At 61.0% G+C, this 22,194-nt stretch carries 17 protein-coding genes; 13 read left to right on the top strand and 4 right to left on the bottom strand.

Annotated features, from left to right (window positions below):
- The first annotated feature begins 306 nt into the window (after nucleotides 1–306).
- Nucleotides 307–864: an HdeD family acid-resistance protein gene (locus Pan44_RS05345; protein WP_145027991.1), complete on the top strand. Its 558-nt coding sequence runs from the start codon at nucleotides 307–309 to the stop codon at nucleotides 862–864.
- 36 nt (nucleotides 865–900) lie between these two features.
- Here the strand turns inward: Pan44_RS05345 and Pan44_RS05340 are convergent, their stop codons facing one another.
- Nucleotides 901–1,824 carry an AraC family transcriptional regulator gene (locus Pan44_RS05340; protein ID WP_145027989.1) on the bottom strand — a complete coding sequence of 308 codons (924 nt, stop codon included), beginning with the start codon at nucleotides 1,822–1,824 and terminating at the stop codon, nucleotides 901–903.
- A gap of 277 nt (nucleotides 1,825–2,101) precedes the next feature.
- Between Pan44_RS05340 and Pan44_RS05335 the strand changes: the two genes are divergently transcribed.
- On the top strand, nucleotides 2,102–3,646 hold the full coding sequence (locus Pan44_RS05335; protein WP_145027987.1) for an arylsulfatase: 1,545 nt from the start codon (nucleotides 2,102–2,104) through the stop codon (nucleotides 3,644–3,646).
- 93 nt (nucleotides 3,647–3,739) lie between these two features.
- On the opposite strand, the gene Pan44_RS05330 is transcribed toward Pan44_RS05335, so the two are convergent.
- Both Pan44_RS05330 and Pan44_RS05325 read right to left on the bottom strand, forming a co-directional pair.
- On the bottom strand, nucleotides 3,740–4,753 hold the full coding sequence (locus Pan44_RS05330) for a hypothetical protein (RefSeq protein WP_145027985.1): 1,014 nt from the start codon (nucleotides 4,751–4,753) through the stop codon (nucleotides 3,740–3,742).
- Between the two features lie 183 nt (nucleotides 4,754–4,936).
- On the bottom strand, nucleotides 4,937–6,259 hold the full coding sequence (locus Pan44_RS05325) for a carbohydrate porin (RefSeq protein ID WP_145027983.1): 1,323 nt from the start codon (nucleotides 6,257–6,259) through the stop codon (nucleotides 4,937–4,939).
- A 298-nt stretch (nucleotides 6,260–6,557) separates the two neighbouring features.
- Here Pan44_RS05325 and Pan44_RS05320 point away from each other — a divergent pair, with 298 nt between their 5' ends.
- The 4 genes from Pan44_RS05320 to Pan44_RS05305 all read left to right on the top strand — a co-directional run bounded on the left by Pan44_RS05320 (nucleotide 6,558) and on the right by Pan44_RS05305 (nucleotide 10,571).
- Nucleotides 6,558–7,460: a hypothetical protein gene (locus tag Pan44_RS05320; protein WP_145027981.1), complete on the top strand. Its 903-nt coding sequence runs from the start codon at nucleotides 6,558–6,560 to the stop codon at nucleotides 7,458–7,460.
- Nucleotides 7,461–7,708: 248 nt separating this feature from the next.
- Nucleotides 7,709–8,629 (top strand): UDP-2,3-diacylglucosamine diphosphatase, encoded by a 921-nt coding sequence (locus tag Pan44_RS05315; protein WP_145027979.1) that lies wholly within the window; start codon nucleotides 7,709–7,711, stop codon nucleotides 8,627–8,629.
- Nucleotides 8,629–9,846 carry a DUF3419 family protein gene (locus Pan44_RS05310; protein WP_145027977.1) on the top strand — a complete coding sequence of 406 codons (1,218 nt, stop codon included), beginning with the start codon at nucleotides 8,629–8,631 and terminating at the stop codon, nucleotides 9,844–9,846. Before Pan44_RS05315 ends, Pan44_RS05310 begins: the two co-directional genes overlap by 1 nt.
- On the top strand, nucleotides 9,846–10,571 hold the full coding sequence (locus Pan44_RS05305) for a class I SAM-dependent methyltransferase (RefSeq protein ID WP_145027975.1): 726 nt from the start codon (nucleotides 9,846–9,848) through the stop codon (nucleotides 10,569–10,571). The genes Pan44_RS05310 and Pan44_RS05305 overlap by 1 nt, the downstream gene beginning before the upstream one ends.
- A gap of 35 nt (nucleotides 10,572–10,606) precedes the next feature.
- Here the strand turns inward: Pan44_RS05305 and Pan44_RS05300 are convergent, their stop codons facing one another.
- Nucleotides 10,607–11,158, bottom strand: coding sequence for a hypothetical protein (locus tag Pan44_RS05300; RefSeq protein WP_145027973.1), 552 nt, complete (start codon nucleotides 11,156–11,158; stop codon nucleotides 10,607–10,609).
- A 154-nt stretch (nucleotides 11,159–11,312) separates the two neighbouring features.
- On the opposite strand from Pan44_RS05300, the gene Pan44_RS05295 reads away from it, so the two are divergent.
- From Pan44_RS05295 to Pan44_RS05265, 7 genes are all read left to right on the top strand, one after another.
- Entirely contained in the window at nucleotides 11,313–12,380 is a 1,068-nt protein-coding gene (locus tag Pan44_RS05295; protein WP_145027971.1) for an HlyD family secretion protein, read from the top strand.
- Complete coding sequence (gene rbbA, locus Pan44_RS05290; protein ID WP_145027969.1) at nucleotides 12,377–15,142, top strand: ribosome-associated ATPase/putative transporter RbbA; 2,766 nt, start codon at nucleotides 12,377–12,379, stop codon at nucleotides 15,140–15,142. The genes Pan44_RS05295 and rbbA overlap by 4 nt, the downstream gene beginning before the upstream one ends.
- A gap of 3 nt (nucleotides 15,143–15,145) precedes the next feature.
- The gene (locus Pan44_RS05285) at nucleotides 15,146–16,267 is read left to right on the top strand and encodes an ABC transporter permease (RefSeq protein WP_145027967.1); all 1,122 of its coding nucleotides are present in this window, start codon (nucleotides 15,146–15,148) and stop codon (nucleotides 16,265–16,267) included.
- A 517-nt stretch (nucleotides 16,268–16,784) separates the two neighbouring features.
- Complete coding sequence (locus Pan44_RS05280) at nucleotides 16,785–18,758, top strand: DUF1592 domain-containing protein (protein WP_145027965.1); 1,974 nt, start codon at nucleotides 16,785–16,787, stop codon at nucleotides 18,756–18,758.
- Between the two features lie 5 nt (nucleotides 18,759–18,763).
- Nucleotides 18,764–20,140, top strand: a complete 1,377-nt coding sequence (locus Pan44_RS05275) for a DUF1552 domain-containing protein (protein WP_145027963.1) — start codon at nucleotides 18,764–18,766, stop codon at nucleotides 20,138–20,140.
- Nucleotides 20,141–20,761: 621 nt separating this feature from the next.
- On the top strand, nucleotides 20,762–20,965 hold the full coding sequence (locus Pan44_RS05270; protein ID WP_145027961.1) for a hypothetical protein: 204 nt from the start codon (nucleotides 20,762–20,764) through the stop codon (nucleotides 20,963–20,965).
- Between the two features lie 201 nt (nucleotides 20,966–21,166).
- Entirely contained in the window at nucleotides 21,167–22,186 is a 1,020-nt protein-coding gene (locus tag Pan44_RS05265) for a DUF1559 domain-containing protein (RefSeq protein WP_145027959.1), read from the top strand.
- Nucleotides 22,187–22,194: the final 8 nt, after the last annotated feature.

The raw sequence follows: 22,194 nt of genomic DNA, 5'->3' as shown, positions 1-22,194 counted from the left end.
GATCGAAGGCGATCATCGTTGCGCCATCGGTTCAGGATGCCACTGGTGGTCCAGTGTCCAAGGCGGTGAGTACCGTCGAGCAGACGCCAATGGCTGGAGTGAGCATGGCTTACATGCTGGTCTGACCCGCCGCCAAGGAGAATCCTCGATCTCGGAGCAAACTTCTCGGAGGCACATGTCGCGCCCTCTGCGATTCAGGGAACAATCATGAGCGTCACAGTTGAGCGGACGTGACGTTCCTCGCATCTTCAGAGTTGCTGCGCTGCAGTGAATGCTCACCATGGATGTTACATCACAGGAAAATCTATGAACGATTCACGAACGCCCGGGACAACCCGGCTGATGCTTTCCGGAATTGTGCTGATGATTGCGGGGGGCTTTTCAATGGTCAGTCCGGCCGTCGCCGGGAAGGCCGTGGTGATCGTGATCGGGGCGATTCTTTCCGTTGCGGGCGGCGCTCAGATTTTTCAGGGCGTGCGTAGCGAGGGCTGGACTCACAAGACGGCCCCTTTGGTTCTGGGAACCTTGATCCTGCTGGCCGGACTGGCGGTTCTCGCTCACCCGATCCTCGGGCTCGAAACCCTGACGCTCATGTTGGCGCTGTTTCTTGGCGTCGAAGGCCTCTGGAAAATCATCATGTCGTTCTCCTACAGGCCGGCCGCCGGCTGGATCGCCATGCTGATCAGCGGCCTCATCGCCATGGCTCTGGGCTGGATGATCTGGAGCCAATGGCCCCTCTCCGGGCTCTGGGCAGTGGGCGTGTTTGTCGGAGTCGACCTTCTGACGACCGGTTGCGCTCTGGTGGTGCTGGCGGTCACCCTGAAACACGTCCATCGCGTGATTCAGGAAGCCGCAAGCGTGTAACGACGGCCGGGAAGGAAAGGCTCTGGCAACAATGTTTCAGTCGTAGAGACGGAGATGAGTCTGGGACGGAAGCTCTCCGAATAACCTGCGGTACTCACCGGCAAAGCGTCCGAACTCGAAGATGCCGCACTCCGCGAGGACTTCCGTCACGCTGGACTCTGAGGGATCGGCCACCCGCAGTGCTTCACGGGCGTGGTGGAATTTCCTCAGCCGTGAGTATCGCGCGGGACTGATTCCGAACCAATCCTGAAACGCACGGCGGAGGGTTCGTTCTGAGACGTGTGCCGAGGCCGCCATCTCCGGGACGGCGAACGAACATTCGCAGCCGTGTTCTCTGGCGTGTTCCAGAACGTCCTGGCGGTCCGCCAATGGTCGTCCGCGAACGAGACCGGGAGACTGCCCGGCGGCGCGGATCGCGTTCCGTGCGAGATTCCGGAACGCGTCCTGGGCAACGCGGCAGGCCGCCTGGCGGATGCTGCCGATCAGCATGGCGTCGAGCCTCATCAGCGATCGCACCATTCGGCGGATGCGGCGCAATGGATCGCGACCGACATGGACGACGCGACACCCGCGACGAAGCGGCTCGGAGTTCGATGTGTCTTCGCCGGCGGCGAAACGGCCCGGGATGAAAACCGAGCACCAGTCATAGGCATCGTCGCCGGCAATACAGAATTCCGATCCGGATCCGGCGATCATCAGCGATCCAGCATCGAGCTGCTGACCGTTGACCTTATTTGTCGCGAAACGGTTGAGCGGCATGTAGATCGCATAGCCGCCAGGGACGACCGCCCCCTCAGTCACCATGCGTCCGCCGGTGGCGCCCCATTGGAGATGCATCGACCCGACGTTCAGCCCGCCCACGACCCAGCGGGGCCGGGGACGTCTGAGCAGCGTCATCCGGATCTCGGCATGCTGGACCGCCTCTTCGAAGGCTTCGAAGTCGGCGAAGACTCGCTGCATCGCACCCCTCCGCGGCCCGCAGGAACGATATTTGGCCGAATCTGCATAGCCGATTCGATGACTGCTTCGAGATTATCAACGTCACTCACACTGGAACGCAACAATCCACCCCCCGACGTTCGTCGAAAGTTCATCAGAGTCAGACCGCCCCTTCATTCCCACGCGGGATGCTGGGGTTTCTTTCACTCTTGTCGACATTCACGCGCCCCTGATGTCATCGACCTGCTCCTCGTCAGATCAACCCGCTTCAACCACTCCCGGAAAGGAGATCGAGATCATGCGAAAGCACCTGGCCCTGTTTGCGGCCGCCATGCTGTCATTCACGGCAGCCATGCCGACGTTGTCGGCGCAGGAGGCCGGCAAGAAGCCCAATATCCTCGTCATCTTCGGTGACGACGTGGGCTACGGAAATCTCAGCGCGTTCAACAACGGAGTGATGGGCTACGACACGCCCAACATCGACCGACTCGCCAAAGAAGGCGGCAAGCTGGTGACGTACTACGCCCAGCAGAGCTGCACGGCCGGCCGATCGGCATTCATCACCGGTCAGATGCCGTTCCGCACGGGGCTGTCCAAGGTCGGCCTGCCCGGGGCGAAACTGGGTCTGCAGAAGGAAGATCCGACCATTGCCGAGATGCTCAAGCCGCTTGGCTATGCGACCGGGCAGTTCGGCAAGAACCACCTCGGCGATCGAGATGAGTTCCTCCCGACGGCGCATGGTTTCGACGAGTTCTTCGGCAACCTCTATCACCTCAACGCGGAAGAGGAGCCGGAGAATTCTGACTACCCGAAGGATCCGGAGTTCAAGAAGAAGTACGGCCCGCGCGGCGTGATTCAATCAACCTCGGACGGCAAGATTACCGACACGGGCCCGCTGACCAAGAAGCGGATGGAGACGGTCGACGAGGAAGTGCTGGCCAAGGCTTCGGATTTTCTCGACCGCCAGGTCAAGGCGAAGAAGCCGTTCTTCTGCTGGTTCAACACCACGCGGATGCATAACTACACCCACGTCAGGCCGGAGAACCTTGGCAAGACGGGGCTCGGGTTCTACGCCGACGGGATGGTCGAGCACGACGCCATTATCGGCAAGCTGCTCGATTACGTGGACAAGCTGGGCGTCAAGGAAAACACGATCGTGATCTACACGACGGACAACGGCCCGATGACCTGCATGTTCCCCGATGGCGGCTTTACGCCATTTCGGAGTGAGAAGAACACGAACTGGGACGGCGGCTGGCGCGTGCCAGCAATGATCCGCTGGCCGGGCGTGGTGAAACCGGGCACGGTGTACAAGGAACTCGTCTCCTCGGAAGACTGGTTCCCGACGCTGCTCGCCGCGGCCGGCAATCCGGATGTGAAGGATCAGCTCGTCAAAGGGACGAAGGCGGGTGAGAAGTCGTTCAAGGTGCACCTCGACGGCTTCGATCAGATGGACTACCTCTCGGGCAAATCCGACAAGAGTGCCCGCAAGGCGTTCTTCTACTTCAGCGACGACGGCGACCTGCTCGCGCTCCGTAACGAGCGGTTCAAAGTGCACTTCATGATCCAGGAAGCGAAAGGGCTCGACGTCTGGAAGAACCCGTTCGTCAAGACGCGTCTGCCGGTTCTCTTCGATCTCAAGGTCGATCCCTATGAGAAGGGGGATGACGGCGTCGGTTATGAGGATTGGTTCTACCACCGGGCCTACGTGATGGTTCCGGCTCAGGACGCCGTGGCCAACATGATCGCGACGTTCAAGGAGTTCCCGCCCCGGCAGAAGCCGGCGAGCTTTACCGCGGGTGACGCCCTCGACGCCCTCTCCACAACGGGCGCTGGTAAGTAGAAACTCTCGCAAGGGTTTATGAGAACCGATCGAGGGCGGAGCAACCACGTTGCTCCGCCCTCTGGTTGTTTTCGTCCTCCGAAGTCGGCGCGTTCAGAATCGAACGGTGATGCCCGACACGATATAGCTTCGCCCGCCCATGCCGCCTTCCACGGTCAGCTGCAGTCGTTCGTCGATCGCCCACATTCCGCCGACCAGGAAGTTCCACGGGTTCGGTTCGTACTGATCCACTTCGACATGCAGACCGTTTCCCAGCAGCGGATGGTCGATCGTCAGCTCGACGGTCTGATCGGTGTCCTGCCACATGGCGCCGACGTGGACTTCGCCTTTGAAGAACGACTGATCGATGACCAGTCCGACTCGCGGGGCGACGACCAGCGCCGTCAACGCCGAGTCGAGCTTGTCGAAACTCGTCCAGGTGTTGTTGACGTCGACCATCGCGAACCATTTCTTCGTGCCGATGCCCGTGGTGGCGCCAAAGCCGGCCGTCGTTCCCTGAAGGTCGGCTGGAACGATCAGTTCAATCGGGGGTGACCCGGGCAGGGGAAACCGGTTGATTGTGACCCGCACGTCGCCCTGTGTCTCGGTATGTCCGACGATGCCGTACACGTTCATGAACGGCAGAACCCATGCATCAATGCGGGCCAGCTTCGGTGTTGAGTGAAACGTTGTTGTTGGAACGTTGACGCGTTCGACGGAGGTCGGCGTGCCGCCGCCAAGGGCCAGACGCACGTCCGAGACCGCGACATGCCGGTCGATCTCGGTCCACAGGAAGCTCGCTCCGACGGGGAGGGGCATCGTGACGTCCAGCCCCTCCGTCAGCGATTGAAACATGGGCAGCGGAAGCGGCGAACGAGGCAGAAAGCGGTCGACGAGGGCATCGTGCGGTTCGGCTTCGATTTTCTGTGTGCCAGGCGTCGGTTCAGTTTGTTGCCTGTTCAAGCCGAAGAATGACCAGCTCTCTTCCAGGCTGCAGGTCACGATGGGCGTTGCATCTGGCGAATCGGCGAAGACAGTGTCTGGTCGCAGATTCGGACTTGCCGCCTGCGCCGCGAGATCGAGTGCAATGAAGGCGAGGACGGCGGCGGTAAGAATGCGAATGTCCATCGTCGCCGCCCTCGCGATGCCCAGAGATTCGCCGTCATTGCATTCAGGTGTGATCAGCCATTCCAAGCCCGATTCATCCAGCTTATCACTTCGGCGTCGGTCCTGTCCGCCATTGAGGAATGTCTCGGTGATCCGGATTGTGCGGCCGACATACTGGCTGGCAGTTCCGGTCAGGCAAACTGCTCAGAAGATCATGGACATTCGGACTCCGGGGATCACTGGCGTGTCCAGCCCCTGCGTGCTGGGGCGGGCGACCTGCAGATCGGCCGTCACTCGGCACCACGGGGTGACCGCGTAGTTGTAGAACAGTTCCGTACCATACTCATCCTGCTGCGGCAGGATCGGCTCCGCGAGGTCTTTGAAGTTTTCGCTCAGACCCAGGTAGAAGAAGCCGAGACCGAACGTATCCAGGGGCCGGTGTGGAACCATGCTGCGGCCCGACAGGCCCATATTCGCGACGAACCGAATGGGGTTGGGATTACCGTCCGAGATTCCGAACTGACCAAAGACGCCCCAACTCTTCGTGTCGTCCTTCGAATCGGCCCACAATGCCTGGTAGAAGTTGGCGTACGCGGCCCATGAGCCGTCTTCCGTTCCCCCGACAAGACCGATATCCGGCAGGAAGAGATAGGAGGCCGGATCGACGGATCGATACTCGGCCGTGCTGTATCCGCCGCCGAAGTTGTAGACGCCCGGCAGGTCGAACGGCTTCAGACGCAGAACAAAGTCGGGCATGATCACCACGCCGCGTTCGTAGGGGTCCTGGAGCCCGATCGTCGCGCGTTCCTGGGGATCGAAGGCCGTCAGCGTAAACACCGGCTCGCCTTCGGACAGCACGGCCGCTCCCACCCCCAAGGCCGAATACGGGATCGTGCGGGCCATGATCGGGTTGAACACCAGCGAGGTGTTCATGAACCCGCCAATGCCGGGCCGCTCCAGGCCCAGGGCCGGACTGTACCGCAGCGGGTATTCGTCGAGCGTGTTGATCTTGCCGGCATAGACGGCGAAATTAGGGGACAGCGCCTGCGTGATCTTGACGCCGGTGAGCGCCGTTACGTTCCCCTCGGCCTCGGGAAACGACATCGCGATGTTGCTGGGGGTGAGCAGGCCATCGAGGTTATTTACCGACTGGCCCAGTCGCGTCTCGCTATGCAGGTTGACGAACAGGCCTTCCCACAGTCCCAGTTTTTGCCCGTCGATATCGATCAGCGAATCAAGCTTTCCGCCGTACTCCCAGTCGCTCTCGTTCCCCCCTGCGGCCAGGCCCTGATAGAACTGCGTGGCGTAGAAGTGCAGCCCGATCCCTTTTTCTTCGAGCCCGCTGCGCAGGCCGAACAGATCGCCCGCCAGTCGGGGGCGTTCCCAGAGTGATTCGCCATCGGACGCACTCAGGTCCTGGCAGGGAGTGACAAAGGCGATCCAGTCCTCGGCGTGGAGCGCAGCGGGCGTCGCGGCCAGGCCGACAGCGCAGCACAGAACAGCGAACGCCTTGCGAGCTTTCCGCATTGCGGTTCCTTCCGCGGAGAACTGTGGTCGAAGAATCAGCTTCCAAGAACATCGGCGGAATTCCTTGCGGGGGTGCTTCTACCGATTGAAGTGGTGGTCGAAGCGGTTAGAGAAACTGGCGGGCGACGGCTGGAGACGGGGACCTGGCAATCTGTACCGCCTCCAATCCTCAGACTTTGCTCAAAGCGGCCGACCGGCACGTCTGATTCGAATGACAGAGCCGTCAGAACCCGATCTTGATGAGGGAGTGATCCACTCAGGGCTTTCATGTGCGGTGTTGCAGCCAGGGACTGATTCCATGTCCGGACGACGCCTGCTTCGATTGGTTCTGCTGCACAGCCTCCTGTTCTGCGCGGTCACTCACCTGGCCGCTGACGAGCCAACAGCCGAAATGGCGTTGAACGGATCGTCTGAATCGGACTGGCTGGCAGGGGGGCTCCCCTCGGGGCCTCCACTCGATCTGGCCCTCACCCTTCGTGGACAGGACGAGGGAGGGGGAGGCGACCTGGCGTCCAAGTCGCAGAATCCCGTCTCTGATCTGGCGTCCGTTCCGATTCAGAACAACTTCGATTTCGGAATCGGTTCTGAAGATAGAACGCGCTACATCGGCAATCTGCAACCGGTCGTTCCGCTGAAGCTCAATGAGGACTGGAACCTCATTTCTCGTGCGATTATTCCCTTCGAGAACGTCCCAATCGGCATTGATGAGCGGGCCGATGGCATCGGAAACATAGTCGGACAGTTCTTTTTCAGTCCGCGGAACGACTCCGAATTCACCTGGGGTGTCGGTCCCTCCATCATCTTCCCAACGGCGTCTGAACCGACGCTGGGAAGCGACGACTGGGGAACCGGTGTCTGTGCCGTGGGGTTGATTTCGGCGAAGCCGATCGTCGCGGGAGCCCTCGTCAACCAGATGTTTACCACTCGAGGGGCCAGTCAGCCTTTCCTGTTTCAACCGTTCTTCAATTACAACCTGCCCAAGGGCTATTTTCTGAGCCTGATCGGTGAGGCCAATGCCGACTGGCAGCAGGATGACAAGAACCGCTGGTCGATTGTCGCTGGCCCCGGCGCTGGCCGCGTCTTTCCGCTGTTCGGACAGCCGTTGAACGTCTCTTGCCGCTTCGCACCGTATCTGGCGTCCCCCAGCGGTGGTCCCGACTGGCAGTTCCGACTTGCCGTGGCGATGCTCTTTCCGAGGTAAGGCTTGCCCTCGGAGCGAGAGCCGGAATTCGCCGTCGTTGACTTCCGATTCCGCTGGCCGAAGGCACCATGATTCGCCGTGCGCTATGCATGACTGCACGTGCAGCCGCCAATGAGCCTTCCAGAACGAGCGTCAGCTCGTTTGCTGTGAATGCGGCTCGTCGTCTGGCCGGGAGTTCCTCAAACTTTCATCCCGCGCCCATCAACGCTTCATCGCGAAGCTCCATACTCTCCCGCAAACGAAGGTGAATGGAATCTTCGACGAGTGGGATCTCGGGCATGGCCGATGGAATCACCGGACTCAGTTCTGCCTACTGGGTCGAAGAAGCTCGCAGCGAGTCGACCGACGGACGTCGAGTGCGATCCATTTTTCTGAGCGACCTTCATCTGGGTTGCCGGCATACGAAATCCGCAGCGCTGCTTTCGTTTCTCAAGCATCAGAAGCCGGAGTTCCTCTATCTCGTCGGCGACATTATCGACGGCTGGAAGGTGAAGCGAGGCTGGTACTGGAACGACGAGTATTCGTTCCTGGTACGACGACTGATCGGCATGATGAAGCACGGCACGATCGTGCGTTACTGCCCCGGCAACCATGACGAGTTCCTGCGAAACTTCTTCGACAGCTTCGGCAGTATTGAGATCGCAGATGAGTTCGTTCATCGGCTCGCGGATGGACGGATGGCCCTGGTGATGCATGGCGACCAGTTTGACACGGTCGTCCGGCACCATCGGTGGCTCTCGATGCTGGGGGATTTCGGCTACGACGCCCTGCTCGCGCTCAATCGACTTTTCAACTGGGCCCGGCAGATGCTGGGAATGGGGTACTGGTCTCTGAGTGCCTACATCAAGCGGCAGGTCAAACGGGCGACCAGCTTCATCAGCAACTTCGAAGATGTGATTACCCGACATGCGGCGTCGCATGGGTGCAATGCCGTGATCTGCGGTCACATCCACACGCCCAGGATGAGCGAGCGGAATGGCATTGACTACTGGAACACGGGCGATTGGGTCGAAAGCTGCACGGCACTTGTCGAATACACCGACGGCAGCGTTGAACTGATCTACCACCCCTGGAGCATCGAGTCACCGTCCGAAGCCGACAACACACCGGATTCGCAATCCGACCCGATGGAACTCGAATCACTCGCCTCGATGAGTGGAGTCAATTGATGCGACCACTGGACTGGATGCAGACGCGGTGGTTTCGAGCCGTGCATGGCGGAAACCTGGTCTACAACACCTGCTGGGAAGATCCGCGTCTGGACCGCGAAGCACTGCGTCTCTCGGCCAGCGACCGTGTGGTCGTCATCACGTCCGCAGGCTGCAACGCGCTCGAATACCTATTGGACGGACCGGCGGAAGTCTCTGCCGTCGACATCAATCCGCGGCAGAACGCGCTGCTCGAACTGAAACGCCAGGGGATCCGGAATCTCGATCACGAAGACTTTTTCCGGCTTTTCGGAACTGGCCGGCATCCACAATTCGCGTGGTTGTACCAGGCTCATCTGCGAACGGGCCTGTCCGATTTCGCGAAGGATTACTGGGACCGGCACATTCGCTGGTTCTCGGGATCGGGACGTCGCGATTCGTTCTACTTTCGAGGCTCCAGCGGTACCGTCGCGTGGATCCTGAACCAGTACATCGACAATGTCGCCAAAGTGCGCCCGGCGATCAACGCGATTCTGAATGCCAACTCGATCAGCGAGCAGCGCGACATCTATCACTCCGTTGTGAAACCTCGCTTCTGGAACCGGTTCCTGCGCTGGGCGATTGGACGTGATTCCGTCCTGGCATTGCTCGGCGTTCCGAAAGCCCAGCGGGAAGAAGTCGAACGCGATCATCCGCGTCGAGTCGCTGGATTCATCGAGGACGCCATCGAGGCCGTCTTCTGTGATCTCCCCCTCAGAGACAACTATTTCTGGCGAGTGTATCTGACGGGCTCCTACTCGCGCGACTGCTGCCCACAGTATCTGACGGAATCAGGATTCCGGCAGTTGAAGTCCGGACTGATCGAACGATTGCACATTGAGACTTCGACGATGCTTGACCACCTGCAATCACGGAAGCAGAAGGCATCACGCTTCGTGCTTCTCGACCACATGGATTGGCTGAGCTCGCACCATTTCCATGTCCTGGAAGAGGAATGGCAGGCACTGCTCGCGCAGGCCACGCCCAATGCCGTCTTCCTTTGGCGCAGCGGAGGCCTCACGACGGACTACATCTCCCGAGTGAAGATTGATTCTGGCAGCGGTACGGGGACGCTGACGGAACGCCTGATATTCGATCGTGAACTCGCGGACCTGCTGCATCGATACGACCGCGTGCATACCTATGGAAGCTTTCATATCGCCCGGCCTAAGCCAGAACTCTCGCCTGCACTCCTCTAATGGGCGTCGCCTCCGACCTGAAGATCCTGATGAATCTCGTCGCTCATCCAATCCGGGGAGCGACGCATGCCGAACGGTTGGAGAGTTTCTATTCGGGACAGGCGTCGAGCTATGACGACTTTCGCGAGCGGCTGCTTCACGGGCGAAAGGAGCTGATTCAACGTCTGCCGCTGACACAGGGATCCACATGGATTGATATCGGCGCGGGGACCGGGAGCAATCTTGCACACGCAGGCGCTCGTCTGGCGGCCCTACGCCGCGTCACTCTGGTCGATCTTTCGGATTCACTTCAGGCGGTGGCCCGCGAGCGGATTCGATTGAATGGCTGGACCAACATTGAGCTTCGCAAAGCAGACGCAGTACTCCTCGAACTGGATGAGCCAGCGGACGTTGTCACGTTCTCTTACTCGCTGACGATGATTCCCGACTGGATTGCCGCGGTTGAACGGGCGTGTGCGAATCTGCGGCCGGGGGGCGTGATCGGCGTCACCGATTTTTATGTCTCGCGGAAGTACCGCTCGGACGAAGGCCCGCGGCACAACTGGTGGACGCGCACTTTCTGGCCAGCCTGGTTCGCTTTCGACAACGTGTTCCTCGGGAGTGATCTTCTGCCGCTCCTCAAGTCGCGGTTTGACGTGGACTTTCTGAGGGAGTCGAGCGGTCGCGTACCCTATGTGCCGCTCGGCCGCGTTCCGTACTTCATGTTCGTCGGACGGAAGCAATAGGCGTGGTCGGTCGTGACGTTGCTCTTGCGCGTTTTTCATAGAGCGAGATTGTCGGGAAACCTACCCAACAGCTCGACGCACTTCAGGGGGCAGGTCAGAAGGAAAATGGAGCTGCACGACTGACCTTCAACCCGATTCCTGAACCGTGACGGATGGATCGCTTTGGCACGCTCCTGCGGCCGAGGCTCGGCATGGAGATCTTTCCGACGGTGGATGCCGGTGAATTCCGGCTGCAGATGCGAGCTCCCGACGGCACGCACAATGACCGCACCGAGAATCTGGCCAACCAGGCCCTCGCAGCGATTCAGCAGAAAGTCGGGGCGGAGAATGTGGCCCTCACGCTCGGATATGTCGGCACCGTCCCGCCGTCGTTTCCAATCAACGCTGTCTACCAGTTCACCCGCGGCCCGGAAAAGGCGCATTCTGCGCGTGGCCATCAAGGACGGTTCGGGCATCAGCACCGAAGGAATGAAAGAGACGCTTCGCGACAAGCTGGCGGCCGCCCTGCCCGATGTTCGGTTCTCGTTCGAGCCGGCCGATATCGTCAGCGAGGTCATGAGCTTTGGTTCCGCGACGCCAATGAACATTGTCTTCTCGTACTGTGTCGCGACGCGCCGGAAGCGTTTGATTCGGCCGAGGAACCGCCCGATGACGTGCCGGTGAGCAATTCGATTGGGATGCGAGTGACGGCCGACCTACAATCGGTCGACAACTTGGAAAGCAATCAGAACGGTGACATGAATGTCATTGAAAAAATGGCTTGTGCCTGGGCTGATGGTGGCGATTGGTGTCGCCGTTGCATCGTCACTCTGGCAGAACTTCGGCGGTGCACAGCTGCCCGATGGATTTGCGATGAGCAACGGCCGGATCGAGGCCGTGGAAATCGATGTTGCGACGAAGTCTCCAGGCCGCATCACCGAGATCCTGTTTGACGAAGGAGATTTCGTCACGGCCGGGCAAGTCATCGCCCGGATGGAAACGAATACGCTCAGTGCCCAGCTGAAGGAAGCGGAGGCCAGCCTGGCGCAGGCCGTCAGTTCGGTCACCTCGGCGGAAGGACTGGTCCGTCAACGGGAGAGCGAAAAGGCCGCGGCGGTGTCGCTGATTGCTCAACGCGATGCCGAGCTGGATGCGGCCAGTCGTCGGCTGAAGCGGACCGAATCACTGGCTGAACAGAGTGCGACAACGGAACAGCAGCGCGACACCGACCGCGCGTCGTTCCATGCCGCCGAGGCCGCGATGAATGCTGCTAAGGCGCAGGCGGCCGCAGCCGACGCCGCCATTGCGACCGCGCGTTCGCAGGTGATTGGAGCCCAGGCGCAAGTCGAGGCAGCGCGCGCAACGATCGTTCGCATCCAGGTCGATCTCGACGACTGTCAGCTCAAGTCGCCGCGTGACGGTCGGATTCAGTATCGGGTGTCTCAGCCCGGCGAAGTGCTCGGCGCCGGCGGCAAAGTTCTCAATCTGCTCGACCTCGCAGATGTCTACATGACGTTGTTTCTGCCGACGGCGCAGGCGGGGCGCGTGCAGATGGGGGCCGATGCGAGGATCGTGCTCGACGCGGCTCCGCACATCGTGATTCCCGCGAAGATCACCTTCGTCGCCAGCGAGGCCCAGTTCACACCGAAGACGGTGGAAACCGCCGAGGAGCGGTTGAAACTCATGTTCCGGCTCAAGGCCCGCATTGCGCCCGAGTTGCTGAAGCAACATCTCAAGCGGGTGAAGACGGGGCTTCCCGGGGTGGCCTACGTTCAGCTTGATCCACAGGCCGTCTGGCCGGAGCACCTCGAGGTCAAGCTTGCAGAATGACCACGGCAACACCGCTCAACACACCGGTCGCCCGCCTGAGCGAGGTTTCGCAGACCTACGGCAAGGTTCGCGCGCTCGACTGCGTGACGATTGAGTTTCCGTCGTCGCAGATGGTCGGGCTGATCGGACCCGACGGTGTCGGGAAATCGACGCTGCTGTCGCTGGTTTCAGGGGTACGGCAGATTCAGTCGGGCCGCGTGGAAGTGCTCGGCGGCGACATGGCGCGGGCCGCGCACCGCACCGAGGTTTGTCCCCGCGTTGCCTATATGCCGCAGGGACTGGGGAAGAACCTCTATCCAACGCTCTCCGTCCTGGAGAACGTCGACTTCTTCGGGCGTCTGTTCGGGCAGGACGCCCATGAGCGCAAGCGTCGCATCGATTCGCTTCTGCACGACACCGGGCTGGGGCCGTTTGCCAACCGGCCGGCGGCGAAGCTGTCCGGCGGAATGAAGCAGAAGCTGGGCCTCTGCTGTTCACTCATCCACGATCCCGACCTGCTGATTCTTGATGAGCCGACCACGGGCGTCGATCCGCTGTCGCGCCGCCAGTTCTGGGAACTGATCGATCGTCTGCGACATGATCGCCCGGAGATGAGCGTGATCGTCGCCACGGCCTACATGGATGAAGCCTCACGCTTCGACTGGCTGGTCGCGATGGATTCAGCTCGCATCCTCGCGACCGGCACGCCCCGTGAGTTGCTCGAGCGGACCCGCACCGACTCGCTCGAGGCGGCATTTGTGGAACTGCTGCCCGAAGAAAAGCGGTCCGGGCACACCCAGGTGGTCATCACGCCAAGGCCTGTCCAGGCCAACCCCGAAATCGCGATCGAGGCCCGCGACCTCACGATGCGGTTCGGTGACTTCGTCGCCGTCGATCACGTCAGCTTCCGAATCGAACGCGGCGAGATCTTCGGGTTCCTCGGCTCTAATGGCTGTGGCAAGACCACCACCATGAAGATGCTGACGGGTCTGCTCGCGGCCAGCGAAGGGGAATGCAGGCTGTTCGGGCGAACGGTCGATGCCAATGACATCGAGGTCCGCCGCCGTGTCGGCTACATGTCGCAGGCGTTCTCGCTGTACTCGGAACTGACCGTCCGCCAGAACCTCGTCTTGCATGCCCGGCTGTTCGAAGTCCCCGAGCGAGAGATCCCCCCGCGAGTCGAGACACTCGCCGGCCGGTTCGGACTCACGGAGATTCTCGACGCACTGCCAGAATCGCTGCCTCTCGGACAGCGGCAGCGTCTGTCGCTGGCGGTCGCAATGGTCCATCGCCCCGAGATGCTGATTCTCGACGAGCCCACCTCCGGTGTCGATCCGGTCGCCCGTGACGACTTCTGGAACCTACTGATTGATCTGTCGCGTCGAGACCAGGTGACGATCTTCATCTCGACGCACTTCATGAACGAGGCGGAACGCTGCGACCGCATCTCCCTGATGCATGCAGGCAAGGTCCTGGTGAGCGATACGCCGGAAGGGATCACCCGGTCGCGACAGGCGGCGACCCTCGAAGACGCCTTCATCGCGTACCTGGAGGAGGCATCCCAGGCGAAGTCTGCCACTCTGCCAGCGAATCAGGATGTCAGCCCGCAGCAGGGTGCAGCAGCTCCACCCGCAACTTCAGTACACCCGGCGCCGAAGTGGTTCAGTGTTCGCCGCATGATGAGCTATGCCCGGCGGGAGGCCCTGGAACTCAGCCGCGATCCGATCCGCGCGACGATGGCGCTGGTCGGCACCGTCGTCCTCATGCTCATCATGGGCTACGGAATCACGATGGATGTCGAAGACCTGTCCTTCGCAGTTCTCGACCGCGACCAGACGACCGTCAGTCGCGATTATGCGCTCAATCTTTCAGGTTCCAGGTATTTTCGCGAGCAGCCACCGCTCGTTGATTACGCCGAACTCGATCGCCGGATGCGATCGGGCGAGCTGACACTGGCGCTGGAACTGCCGTCGAACTTCGGACGCGACCTTGGCCGCGGAAAAAACGTCGAGATCGGCGCGTGGATCGACGGTGCGATGCCCAGCCGCGGAGAAACGGTGCGTGGATACGTCCAGGGCATGCACCAGCTGTGGATGGCCAACCTCGCCCGGCAGCGGCTGGGAAGTCCGGTCGTCGCCGATGCGACGGTCGAAACCCGGTTTCGATACAACCCGGACGTCAAGAGCATCGTGGCAATGGTCCCGGGCGTGATTCCGCTCCTCCTGCTGTTGATCCCGTCGATGCTGGCGACATTGTCCGTCGTCCGCGAAAAGGAACTGGGCTCGATCACCAATTTCTATGCAACGCCCGTCACGCGCTGGGAGTTCCTGCTGGGCAAGCAGGTCCCCTACGTGGCCCTCGGGATGCTCAACTTCCTGCTGCTGACGGCCATGGCAGTCTTTGTGTTCCGGGTTCCGTTGACCGGCAGTTTTCCCGCATTCGTTCTCGCCGCCTGGCTGTACCTGATGTGTGCGACGGCCCTCGGCCTGCTGGTTTCGAGTTTCGTTCGCAGTCAGATCGCCGGCATCTTCGGCACGGCCGTGCTGTCGATGGTGACGGCGACGCAGTTCTCCGGGCTCCTCGACCCGGTGTCGTCACTCGAAGGCGCCGGGGCCGTTGTTGGCCGGGTCTTTCCCACAACGCACTTTCTCACGATCTCGCGAGGCATTTTCTCGAAGGGTTTGACCCTGGCGGACATCCATCAGCCCTTACTGGCGCTGCTCATTGCAATCCCCGTGCTGCTCGGCGCGAGCGCTGCCTTCCTCCAGAAGCAGGAGCAGTGATCGATGCGCTTCGACCACATGTATCGCCTGGGGGTCAAAGAGCTGCGGGCCCTCGCACGCGATCCGATGCTGCTGCTGTTCATCGTGTTTGCGTTTACATTCTCGATCTACTCGCCCGCGGCCTCGGCGCCGGAAACCCTCAACAGGGCCCCGATCGCCATCGTCGATGAAGACCAGTCGCCGCTGTCGATGCGCATTGGCGAGTCGTTCTACCCACCGTACTTCCTGCCCCCGGTCTTCATCACGGCGTCCGAAATGGATGAACAGCTGGATGCCGGAACCATCACGTTCGCCCTCAACATTCCCCCGAACTTCCAGCGCGACGTCCTGGCCGGACGCTCGCCGCAGGTTCAGCTGAACATCGATGCCACGCGGGTCAGCCAGGCCTTCAACGGCGGGGGCTATGTCCAGCAGATTGTGAGCAGCGAGGTCACCGAGTTCGTCAATCGCTATCGCGTTCGGCAGTCGCTTCCCGTGAACGTGGTGGAACGGGTCCGGTTCAATCAGCAGTTGAACAAGTCCTGGTTTACCGGAGTCATGAAGCTCATCGACCAGGTGACCCTGTTGTCGATCATCCTGACCGGCGCCGCGCTGATTCGCGAGCGCGAACGCGGAACGATCGAGCACCTGCTGGTTATGCCGGTGACGCCGCTGGAAATCATGGCTGCCAAGGTCTGGTCGATGGGGCTGGTGGTGCTTGTCGCGACTGCCTTCTCGCTCTTCATCGTGATCCGCGGATGGCTGGCCATTCCCATCCAGGGGTCCATTCCCCTGTTTCTCACCGGCACGGCCATGCATCTCTTCGCAACGACGTCGATGGGCATCTTCATGGCCACGTTCACGCGTTCGATGCCGCAGTTCGGCCTGCTCCTGATGTTGATCCTGATGCCGCTGCAGATGCTCTCGGGCGGATCGACTCCGCGGGAAAGCATGCCCCTGTTCGTTCAGAACGTCATGCTGGCTGCTCCCACGACGCACTTCGTGTCATTCTCGCAGGGAGTGCTCTACCGCGGCGCTGGCCTGGCCACCGTGTGGCCTCAGCTGGCGTTTCTGGCAGTGATTGGCGGCGTCCTGTTTACGATCGCCCAGCGAAGGCTTCGGTCGACGCTTGGATCCATGGCCTGAGGATTCGGGGACGAAAGCAAGAAGTGTGCGATCGCATCCGATTCTGAATTCGATCGCAATCGCAATGTGTCGAAAGTCCTGAGACAGGAACCGCAGCGAAGTGGAGCCTGGGATCACACAGGTGGCGAAGTCGCGTCGCCAAGGGGGCGGGGCACTGTGCGGGCCAAGGTAGATCGCTCGCCTGTTGACGTCGATGACAGCCTGGCCTGTCGCAGAGTGCTTTGAATAGTCAAGGACAGCGGCGTTCGGACGCGGCATGGTGCGGAACTCCGGGGAATGTCAGTAGCAACTCCTGACCAACATCCGGCATTTTGCCGCACTCCCTGATTTGCCATCTGCCACGAACTTCGCATCACCTCGAGGCCAGTACGGACACGAGGTTCCATTCGGTAGCACTCCGAGGGTGAAATCCACCGAGGCGCAGGAGATCGCCGGTTGTGGGAATAGTGGGTAGACTGCCCGGCAAGTCGCTCAAGATGGGAAGACAATGATCGAGGCGAACGCGAGAATGGTGACCATGTCACGCCAAGCTGAACTCGTTCGCCGGACCTCCGCCGTTTTGCTGGCCTGCAATCTGATTGCGGGCCTGCTGCCGGGTGTGGAGGCTGTTGCTCTCGCCCAAGAGCAGGGCAATGACAGTCGCGATCCTGCCGTTCAGGTCGATGGGCCCCGGTCTGAAGCAGAGCTCCAGGCCGATGCTCAGAAAGTCCTCAAGAAGAAGGTCGAGCCCTTCGTCAAGAAGTACTGCCTCGAATGCCATGGGACCAGACCCGAGGCGGGCATTAACCTCAAGTCGGCGCTCGACACTCCCGGCGCTGCGTCCTCATTCCTGCATTGGAAGAAGGCGGTGGCAAGCGTCAAGGTGCACGACATGCCGCCTGATGGCGCCGACAAAATTCCGACGGATGATGAGCGACTTCAGTTCATCGAGTGGATCGGCCAGCTCAAGCACCTGGCTTCGCCCGATCCAGGTCACTTCGTGATTCGTCGTCTCAGCAAGGTCGAATACGCCAACACGCTTCACGATCTGTACGGTGTGGACCGATCGATCGCCGACAGTCTCCCCGACGAGGTCGTTGGGGAAGGTTATCTCAACTCGATCTCTCCGCTGCAGTCAGAGTTGTTCCTCGACATCGCCAACAAGGTGATCGAGCAGGTCGTCGCTCGGGAGGGTCAACCACCCACCGAGGTTCAGAAGCGTCTGTTCGGGGAGTTGCCCGCCAACGCGGCCGATGTCCTCGACGGGGCGCGGGAGGTGGCGAGGTCGCTGGCTCGCGATGCTTACCGTCGTCCGCCCACCGAGGCAGAGCTGGATGTCCTGGTGGGCATCTTCAAACTCGGCCGCGAGAACAAACTGAGTGACACGGCTTCCCTGAACCTTATGTGGAAGGCGATCCTCGTCTCCCCGCAGTTCCTGTTCATCACGCCTGCGGCGGACGTGGACCCGGATGACTCAATCGTGCCGCTTGACGATTACCAACTGGCCTCCCGCCTCTCTTACCTGCTGTGGTCGGCTCCCCCTGATGCGGAGCTTTCCGGCCTGGCTGATGCGGGCGAACTGCGGAAGCCTGAGGTGCTTAAGGCCCAGGCGGAGCGCCTGCTCGAGCATTCGCGGTCGCGAGCCCTGTTCGATGGCTTCGGCGCCCAGTGGCTGGGCGTGGCCGGGCTCGAAGATCAGACGTTCGACCCGAACGTCTTTCCGCAGATGACGCCTGCGTTGCGAACGGCGATGGTGGACGAAGCCCGCCTGCTCTTCGAGAATATCGTGCGCGAGAACCAGACCGTGGTTCGATTCGTGGACAGCGATTACACCTTCCTGAACGAGCCCCTCGCCGCACTTTACGGAATGGAAGACTCCGTCCACGGTCCCGCGATGCGTCGCGTCAAGCTCGAGGACCCGAATCGCGGCGGCATCCTGGGCATGCCGGCCACGCTCGCGACCACGTCGTTTCCCAACCGGACTAGTCCCGTCAAACGGGGCGTCTGGGTGCTCGAACAGGTCCTGGGAGAACGTGTCCCGCCGCCTCCGCCGAACGTTCCCGCGCTCGAAGATCAGAAGCAGAAGGACCTGGAGGGATTGACGCTTCGTCAACGGACGGAACTGCATCAATCCGACCCGACGTGCGCCAACTGTCACAAGGTGTTCGATCCGATTGGCTTCGGACTGGAGAATTTTGACGCCATTGGCCGATGGCGGGACACGGATGACGCTGGCGTCGCGATCGACTCCGCGGGGAAACTTCCCGGTGGAGAGAGCTTTTCGTCCCCCGCGGATCTCAAGAATGTGCTGTCCAGGCGGAAGGCAGACCTGGCGCGAAACCTGGTCCAAAGATTGATGGCCTACGCGCTCGGGCGGCAACTGGAAGGTTACGATGAGATCGTGATCGACCAGCTGCTGGCCAGGACTGCCCAGGAAGATTACCGCATGCGGACGATCATCATTGAGGTCGTCACCAGTTATCTGTTCACGCACCGCACCGTCAAAGGGTGAACGACATGAATCGAAACACACCTTTCAATCGTCGCACCCTGCTGAAGAGTGCGGGCGTTTCCCTCGCGCTGCCGCTGCTGGATTCCGTGGGCCGGGCCGCAGGCGGCAAATCGCCGAAGCCGCCGATCCGGCTCGGGTTCATGTATATGCCGCACGGCGTCATCATGGACGAGTTCTGGCCGGAGAGCCCGGAGGCGTATCACAACTCACCGCCTCCGGCCCTCGAGTCACTGCGTCCGATCCTGGACCAGTGCCTGATGATGAAAGGGATTTCCGGTGTGCCGAACGCACCGTTCAATGGCGCACCGCACGCGCTGGAACTGTCGACCTGGCTCACGGCCAGACTTCCGGACGCAGAGACTCGCGGCCGCATCAATATTGCGATCTCGGCCGACCAGATCATGGCCAACTACGTTGGCGCCCAGACGCTCTTGCCCTCGCTCGAGCTGGCGACCATGCCGCAGACGTGGAAGGAGAACCAGGCGGGCCTGCATGAGGCGTACTACTCGCATTGCAGCTACCGTTCGCCCACTCAGCCTGTCCCGGCCGAGATCGATCCCAGGAATGTGCTGAACAGGCTCTTCGGAAAGAAGGGTGAAGACGGTCGGGTGACCAAGGCCAATCCTCTCGACCGGCAAATGCTGGACCGGGTGCTCGGAGGCGCGAAGGACCTGCGCCGGACGCTGGCGAAGACCGACCAGCAGAAGCTTGACGAGTACCTCGACAGCGTCCGATCCGTGGAGCGACGGATTGCGGCCATCGAAGTGCGTCAGAAAGAGGCGGCCCTGGAAAAGGCGGGCGTCAGTTCGACCAAGCGAGACGCCAGCGACTCGCCGCCCATCGAGGTCAAGATCCCCGAGGGGGACAAGCGCAGCGAGTACATGCAGGTCATGTGCGATCTGAACGTCTTGGCGTTTCAGACCGACACGACTCGCGTCAGCACCTACATCGGTTCGACGCCCAACGGCGTCTCCTACCCGGAGTTGGGATTCACAGACAAGCACCACTCCCAGACGCACCACGAGAACCGGGAGGCGATGGTCCGCAAGGTGGCGGCGATCACGAAGTTCAACATCGACCAGTTCGCCTACATGGTGAACAAGATGGCCAGCCTGCGCGAGGGGGACGGCACGCTCCTCGACAACTGCATCATGATGTGGGGCTCCGGCCTGGAAGATGGCAACAAGCACACCCGGGAGAACCTGCCCTTCATCGTCGCTGGCCGCGGAGGCGGCTCGATTCATACCGGGCGCTACTTGCCGGACATCAAGGGGAACCAGGGCGACTTGCTGTCCACCTTGCTGGCCTGCGCCGGAGTTCCGCTGGACCGACCCATCGGCATCGCAACCAAGCAGATCACACAGATCTTTGCGAATGGCTGACCTGTCAGGCGTCATTTCGATACCAATCAAATCGCCTTCATTCTCATCGGCCGTACAGCCCCTGCCGCGGTCCGGTCCTGCTTCAGTGAGGTCTTGTCGTATTGCGAATCCGTCGCCAATGCAGTTCATGCCCGCCAGCATGGATGTGGGAAGTTAGGCTGCTAACCGCCGGGTAGGCGCTCTCTCACGGGAAAGAGAGTTTTGCGCCAAACGGACGCGGTCGTGCGTCTCCCCGTATGCAACGGCTCAGCGGAAAGTTTCTCTCCGGCCAAACGTTGTTGAGAGCCAGTGACTTCGTGATTCCGAGTCGGGCTCGGAGGCAGGCCATCGCGACCCGAAGTGACGGAACGAAAACCGGCATTGGTTAACAGCGTCATGCCCTGCGCGAGTCGTTGCTCTCTGTGGCTCGACAGCGAATCCGCACCAATGGGTGGTCGAACGTAAAGCTCTGAAGGCCGACGCCACGCCGCTGGAACTGAACGGACCAGTCGATGTCGTCACGTTTTCGTGTTCGTTGGTGATGATCCCGGACTGGATTCTCGCCCTCCAGCGGGCCTGTTCGCTTCTCAACCCCGGCGGTCTGCTGGGAGTTGCGGATTTCTACGTCTCCCGGAAGTCCCGATGGATAGTCCGCGACATCGCTGGTGGACGCGGACGTTCTGGTCGACGTGGTTCGTGTTCGACAACGTCTTCCTGGGGACCGATCTGTTGCCGCTGCTGAAGTCTCGGTTCGAAGTCGAGTTTCTCCGTGAATCCAGCGGTCGCGTGCGGTACGTCCCGCTCGGCCGCGTCCCGTCCTTCGCTTTTCTCGGACGAAAGCTCTGAACATCGTCGAACGCGTACTCGCTCTCGCGAGTTATTCGCAGTGCGAACATCAGACCTTTACGTTCGCCGGACAAAGTTCCGCCACGCCGAGTTGCTCCGGTGTTCAGTTCTGACCGCTTTTAGATCGACCGGTTGTTCTGCGGATTCCGCAGCGGAATCCCGCACCATTCTCTTTTCGTCCCTGCTGCGTGGAGGGTCCAGATGCCAGAGTCACGACGACGAATCGGATTTACCCTGATCGAGTTGCTGGTGGTGATTGCCATTATCGCCATCCTCATCGCGCTGCTTCTGCCTGCGGTGCAACAGGCGCGCGAAGCCGCGCGGCGAACTCAGTGCAAGAACAACCTGAAGCAAATGGGGCTCGCACTTCATAACTATGAGAGCACCTACAAGCGTCTTCCGATGCTGATCGTGGCGGATACGTGCGATATTGGCGGCGTGCCGCGATTCCCGGGCGGAAACTCGTCATACGATGACGACGGGGTGAACTGGACCGCCTCGATTCTTCCGTACATGGACCAGAGTCCTGTCTACAACCGGCTGACGCTGTCACCGTGGTGGGGAAAGTTCGGGGCCACGGAGTTGTATGCCGCCTCGGTCGGCAACCCGGCCTCCGGCGCTGTGATTCCGGGCTGCGAGACGCCGTTGGAGGCGTTCAAGTGTCCGTCGTCGATCCTTCCCCGGTTCGTGCCTGCCAGCTGGACGATTCCCGGGAACGTCGTTGCCGGGCAGACGAGCACGACCCGCGCAATCGGCTGGCCGACGACTGACTACAAAGGGGCCGGTGGCTCGGCACGCGGTGACTTTGGCCCGATGCAGAAGAACTGTGAAGTGCCTGGAGGCCATGAGTTCCGAGACGTGACCGACGGCCTCAGCAATACGTTGCTGATCGGCGAGTCCTCGATTGTCACCTCGAACAACAACCCGGTCGTCGATGGTTCGTCAACCGGCATCCAGGACTGGCCGACGATGTACTTCACTTGCGGCGACGACGAAATGTCCCGCACGAACGGTCGGACGAACGCGCCGATCAACAACGGCGTGAGCGCCATGCGGATGGCGTATGGCATCAACGACGATGCGAACGGCAGCTTCCATACGGGGGGATGCCAGTTCGTTCTCGGCGATGGTTCAGTGCGATTCATCAGCGAAAACATCTCGATTCAGACGTACAGCAACCTGCACGACATCTCGGATGGCGTCCCGATCGGCGAGTTCTGATCGCCTTA

It is taken from the genome of Caulifigura coniformis (assembly GCF_007745175.1).
Taxonomy (GTDB): domain Bacteria; phylum Planctomycetota; class Planctomycetia; order Planctomycetales; family Planctomycetaceae; genus Caulifigura; species Caulifigura coniformis.
Note: the sequence above shows the minus strand (reverse complement) of the source record. Positions and strands in the feature narration are given on the sequence as shown.

Excerpts from the sequence above, each read along its gene's own strand:
- Pan44_RS05345 (WP_145027991.1), top strand. The coding sequence starts at position 307 with ATGAACGATTCACGAACGCCCGGGACAACCCGGCTGATGCTTTCCGGA.
- Pan44_RS05340 (WP_145027989.1), bottom strand. The coding sequence starts at position 1,824 with ATGCAGCGAGTCTTCGCCGACTTCGAAGCCTTCGAAGAGGCGGTCCAG.
- Pan44_RS05335 (WP_145027987.1), top strand. The coding sequence starts at position 2,102 with ATGCGAAAGCACCTGGCCCTGTTTGCGGCCGCCATGCTGTCATTCACG.
- Pan44_RS05330 (WP_145027985.1), bottom strand. The coding sequence starts at position 4,753 with ATGGACATTCGCATTCTTACCGCCGCCGTCCTCGCCTTCATTGCACTC.
- Pan44_RS05325 (WP_145027983.1), bottom strand. The coding sequence starts at position 6,259 with ATGCGGAAAGCTCGCAAGGCGTTCGCTGTTCTGTGCTGCGCTGTCGGC.
- Pan44_RS05320 (WP_145027981.1), top strand. The coding sequence starts at position 6,558 with ATGTCCGGACGACGCCTGCTTCGATTGGTTCTGCTGCACAGCCTCCTG.
- Pan44_RS05315 (WP_145027979.1), top strand. The coding sequence starts at position 7,709 with ATGGAATCTTCGACGAGTGGGATCTCGGGCATGGCCGATGGAATCACC.
- Pan44_RS05310 (WP_145027977.1), top strand. The coding sequence starts at position 8,629 with ATGCGACCACTGGACTGGATGCAGACGCGGTGGTTTCGAGCCGTGCAT.
- Pan44_RS05305 (WP_145027975.1), top strand. The coding sequence starts at position 9,846 with ATGGGCGTCGCCTCCGACCTGAAGATCCTGATGAATCTCGTCGCTCAT.
- Pan44_RS05300 (WP_145027973.1), bottom strand. The coding sequence starts at position 11,158 with ATGTTCATTGGCGTCGCGGAACCAAAGCTCATGACCTCGCTGACGATA.
- Pan44_RS05295 (WP_145027971.1), top strand. The coding sequence starts at position 11,313 with ATGTCATTGAAAAAATGGCTTGTGCCTGGGCTGATGGTGGCGATTGGT.
- rbbA (WP_145027969.1), top strand. The coding sequence starts at position 12,377 with ATGACCACGGCAACACCGCTCAACACACCGGTCGCCCGCCTGAGCGAG.
- Pan44_RS05285 (WP_145027967.1), top strand. The coding sequence starts at position 15,146 with ATGCGCTTCGACCACATGTATCGCCTGGGGGTCAAAGAGCTGCGGGCC.
- Pan44_RS05280 (WP_145027965.1), top strand. The coding sequence starts at position 16,785 with ATGTCACGCCAAGCTGAACTCGTTCGCCGGACCTCCGCCGTTTTGCTG.
- Pan44_RS05275 (WP_145027963.1), top strand. The coding sequence starts at position 18,764 with ATGAATCGAAACACACCTTTCAATCGTCGCACCCTGCTGAAGAGTGCG.
- Pan44_RS05270 (WP_145027961.1), top strand. The coding sequence starts at position 20,762 with ATGGATAGTCCGCGACATCGCTGGTGGACGCGGACGTTCTGGTCGACG.
- Pan44_RS05265 (WP_145027959.1), top strand. The coding sequence starts at position 21,167 with ATGCCAGAGTCACGACGACGAATCGGATTTACCCTGATCGAGTTGCTG.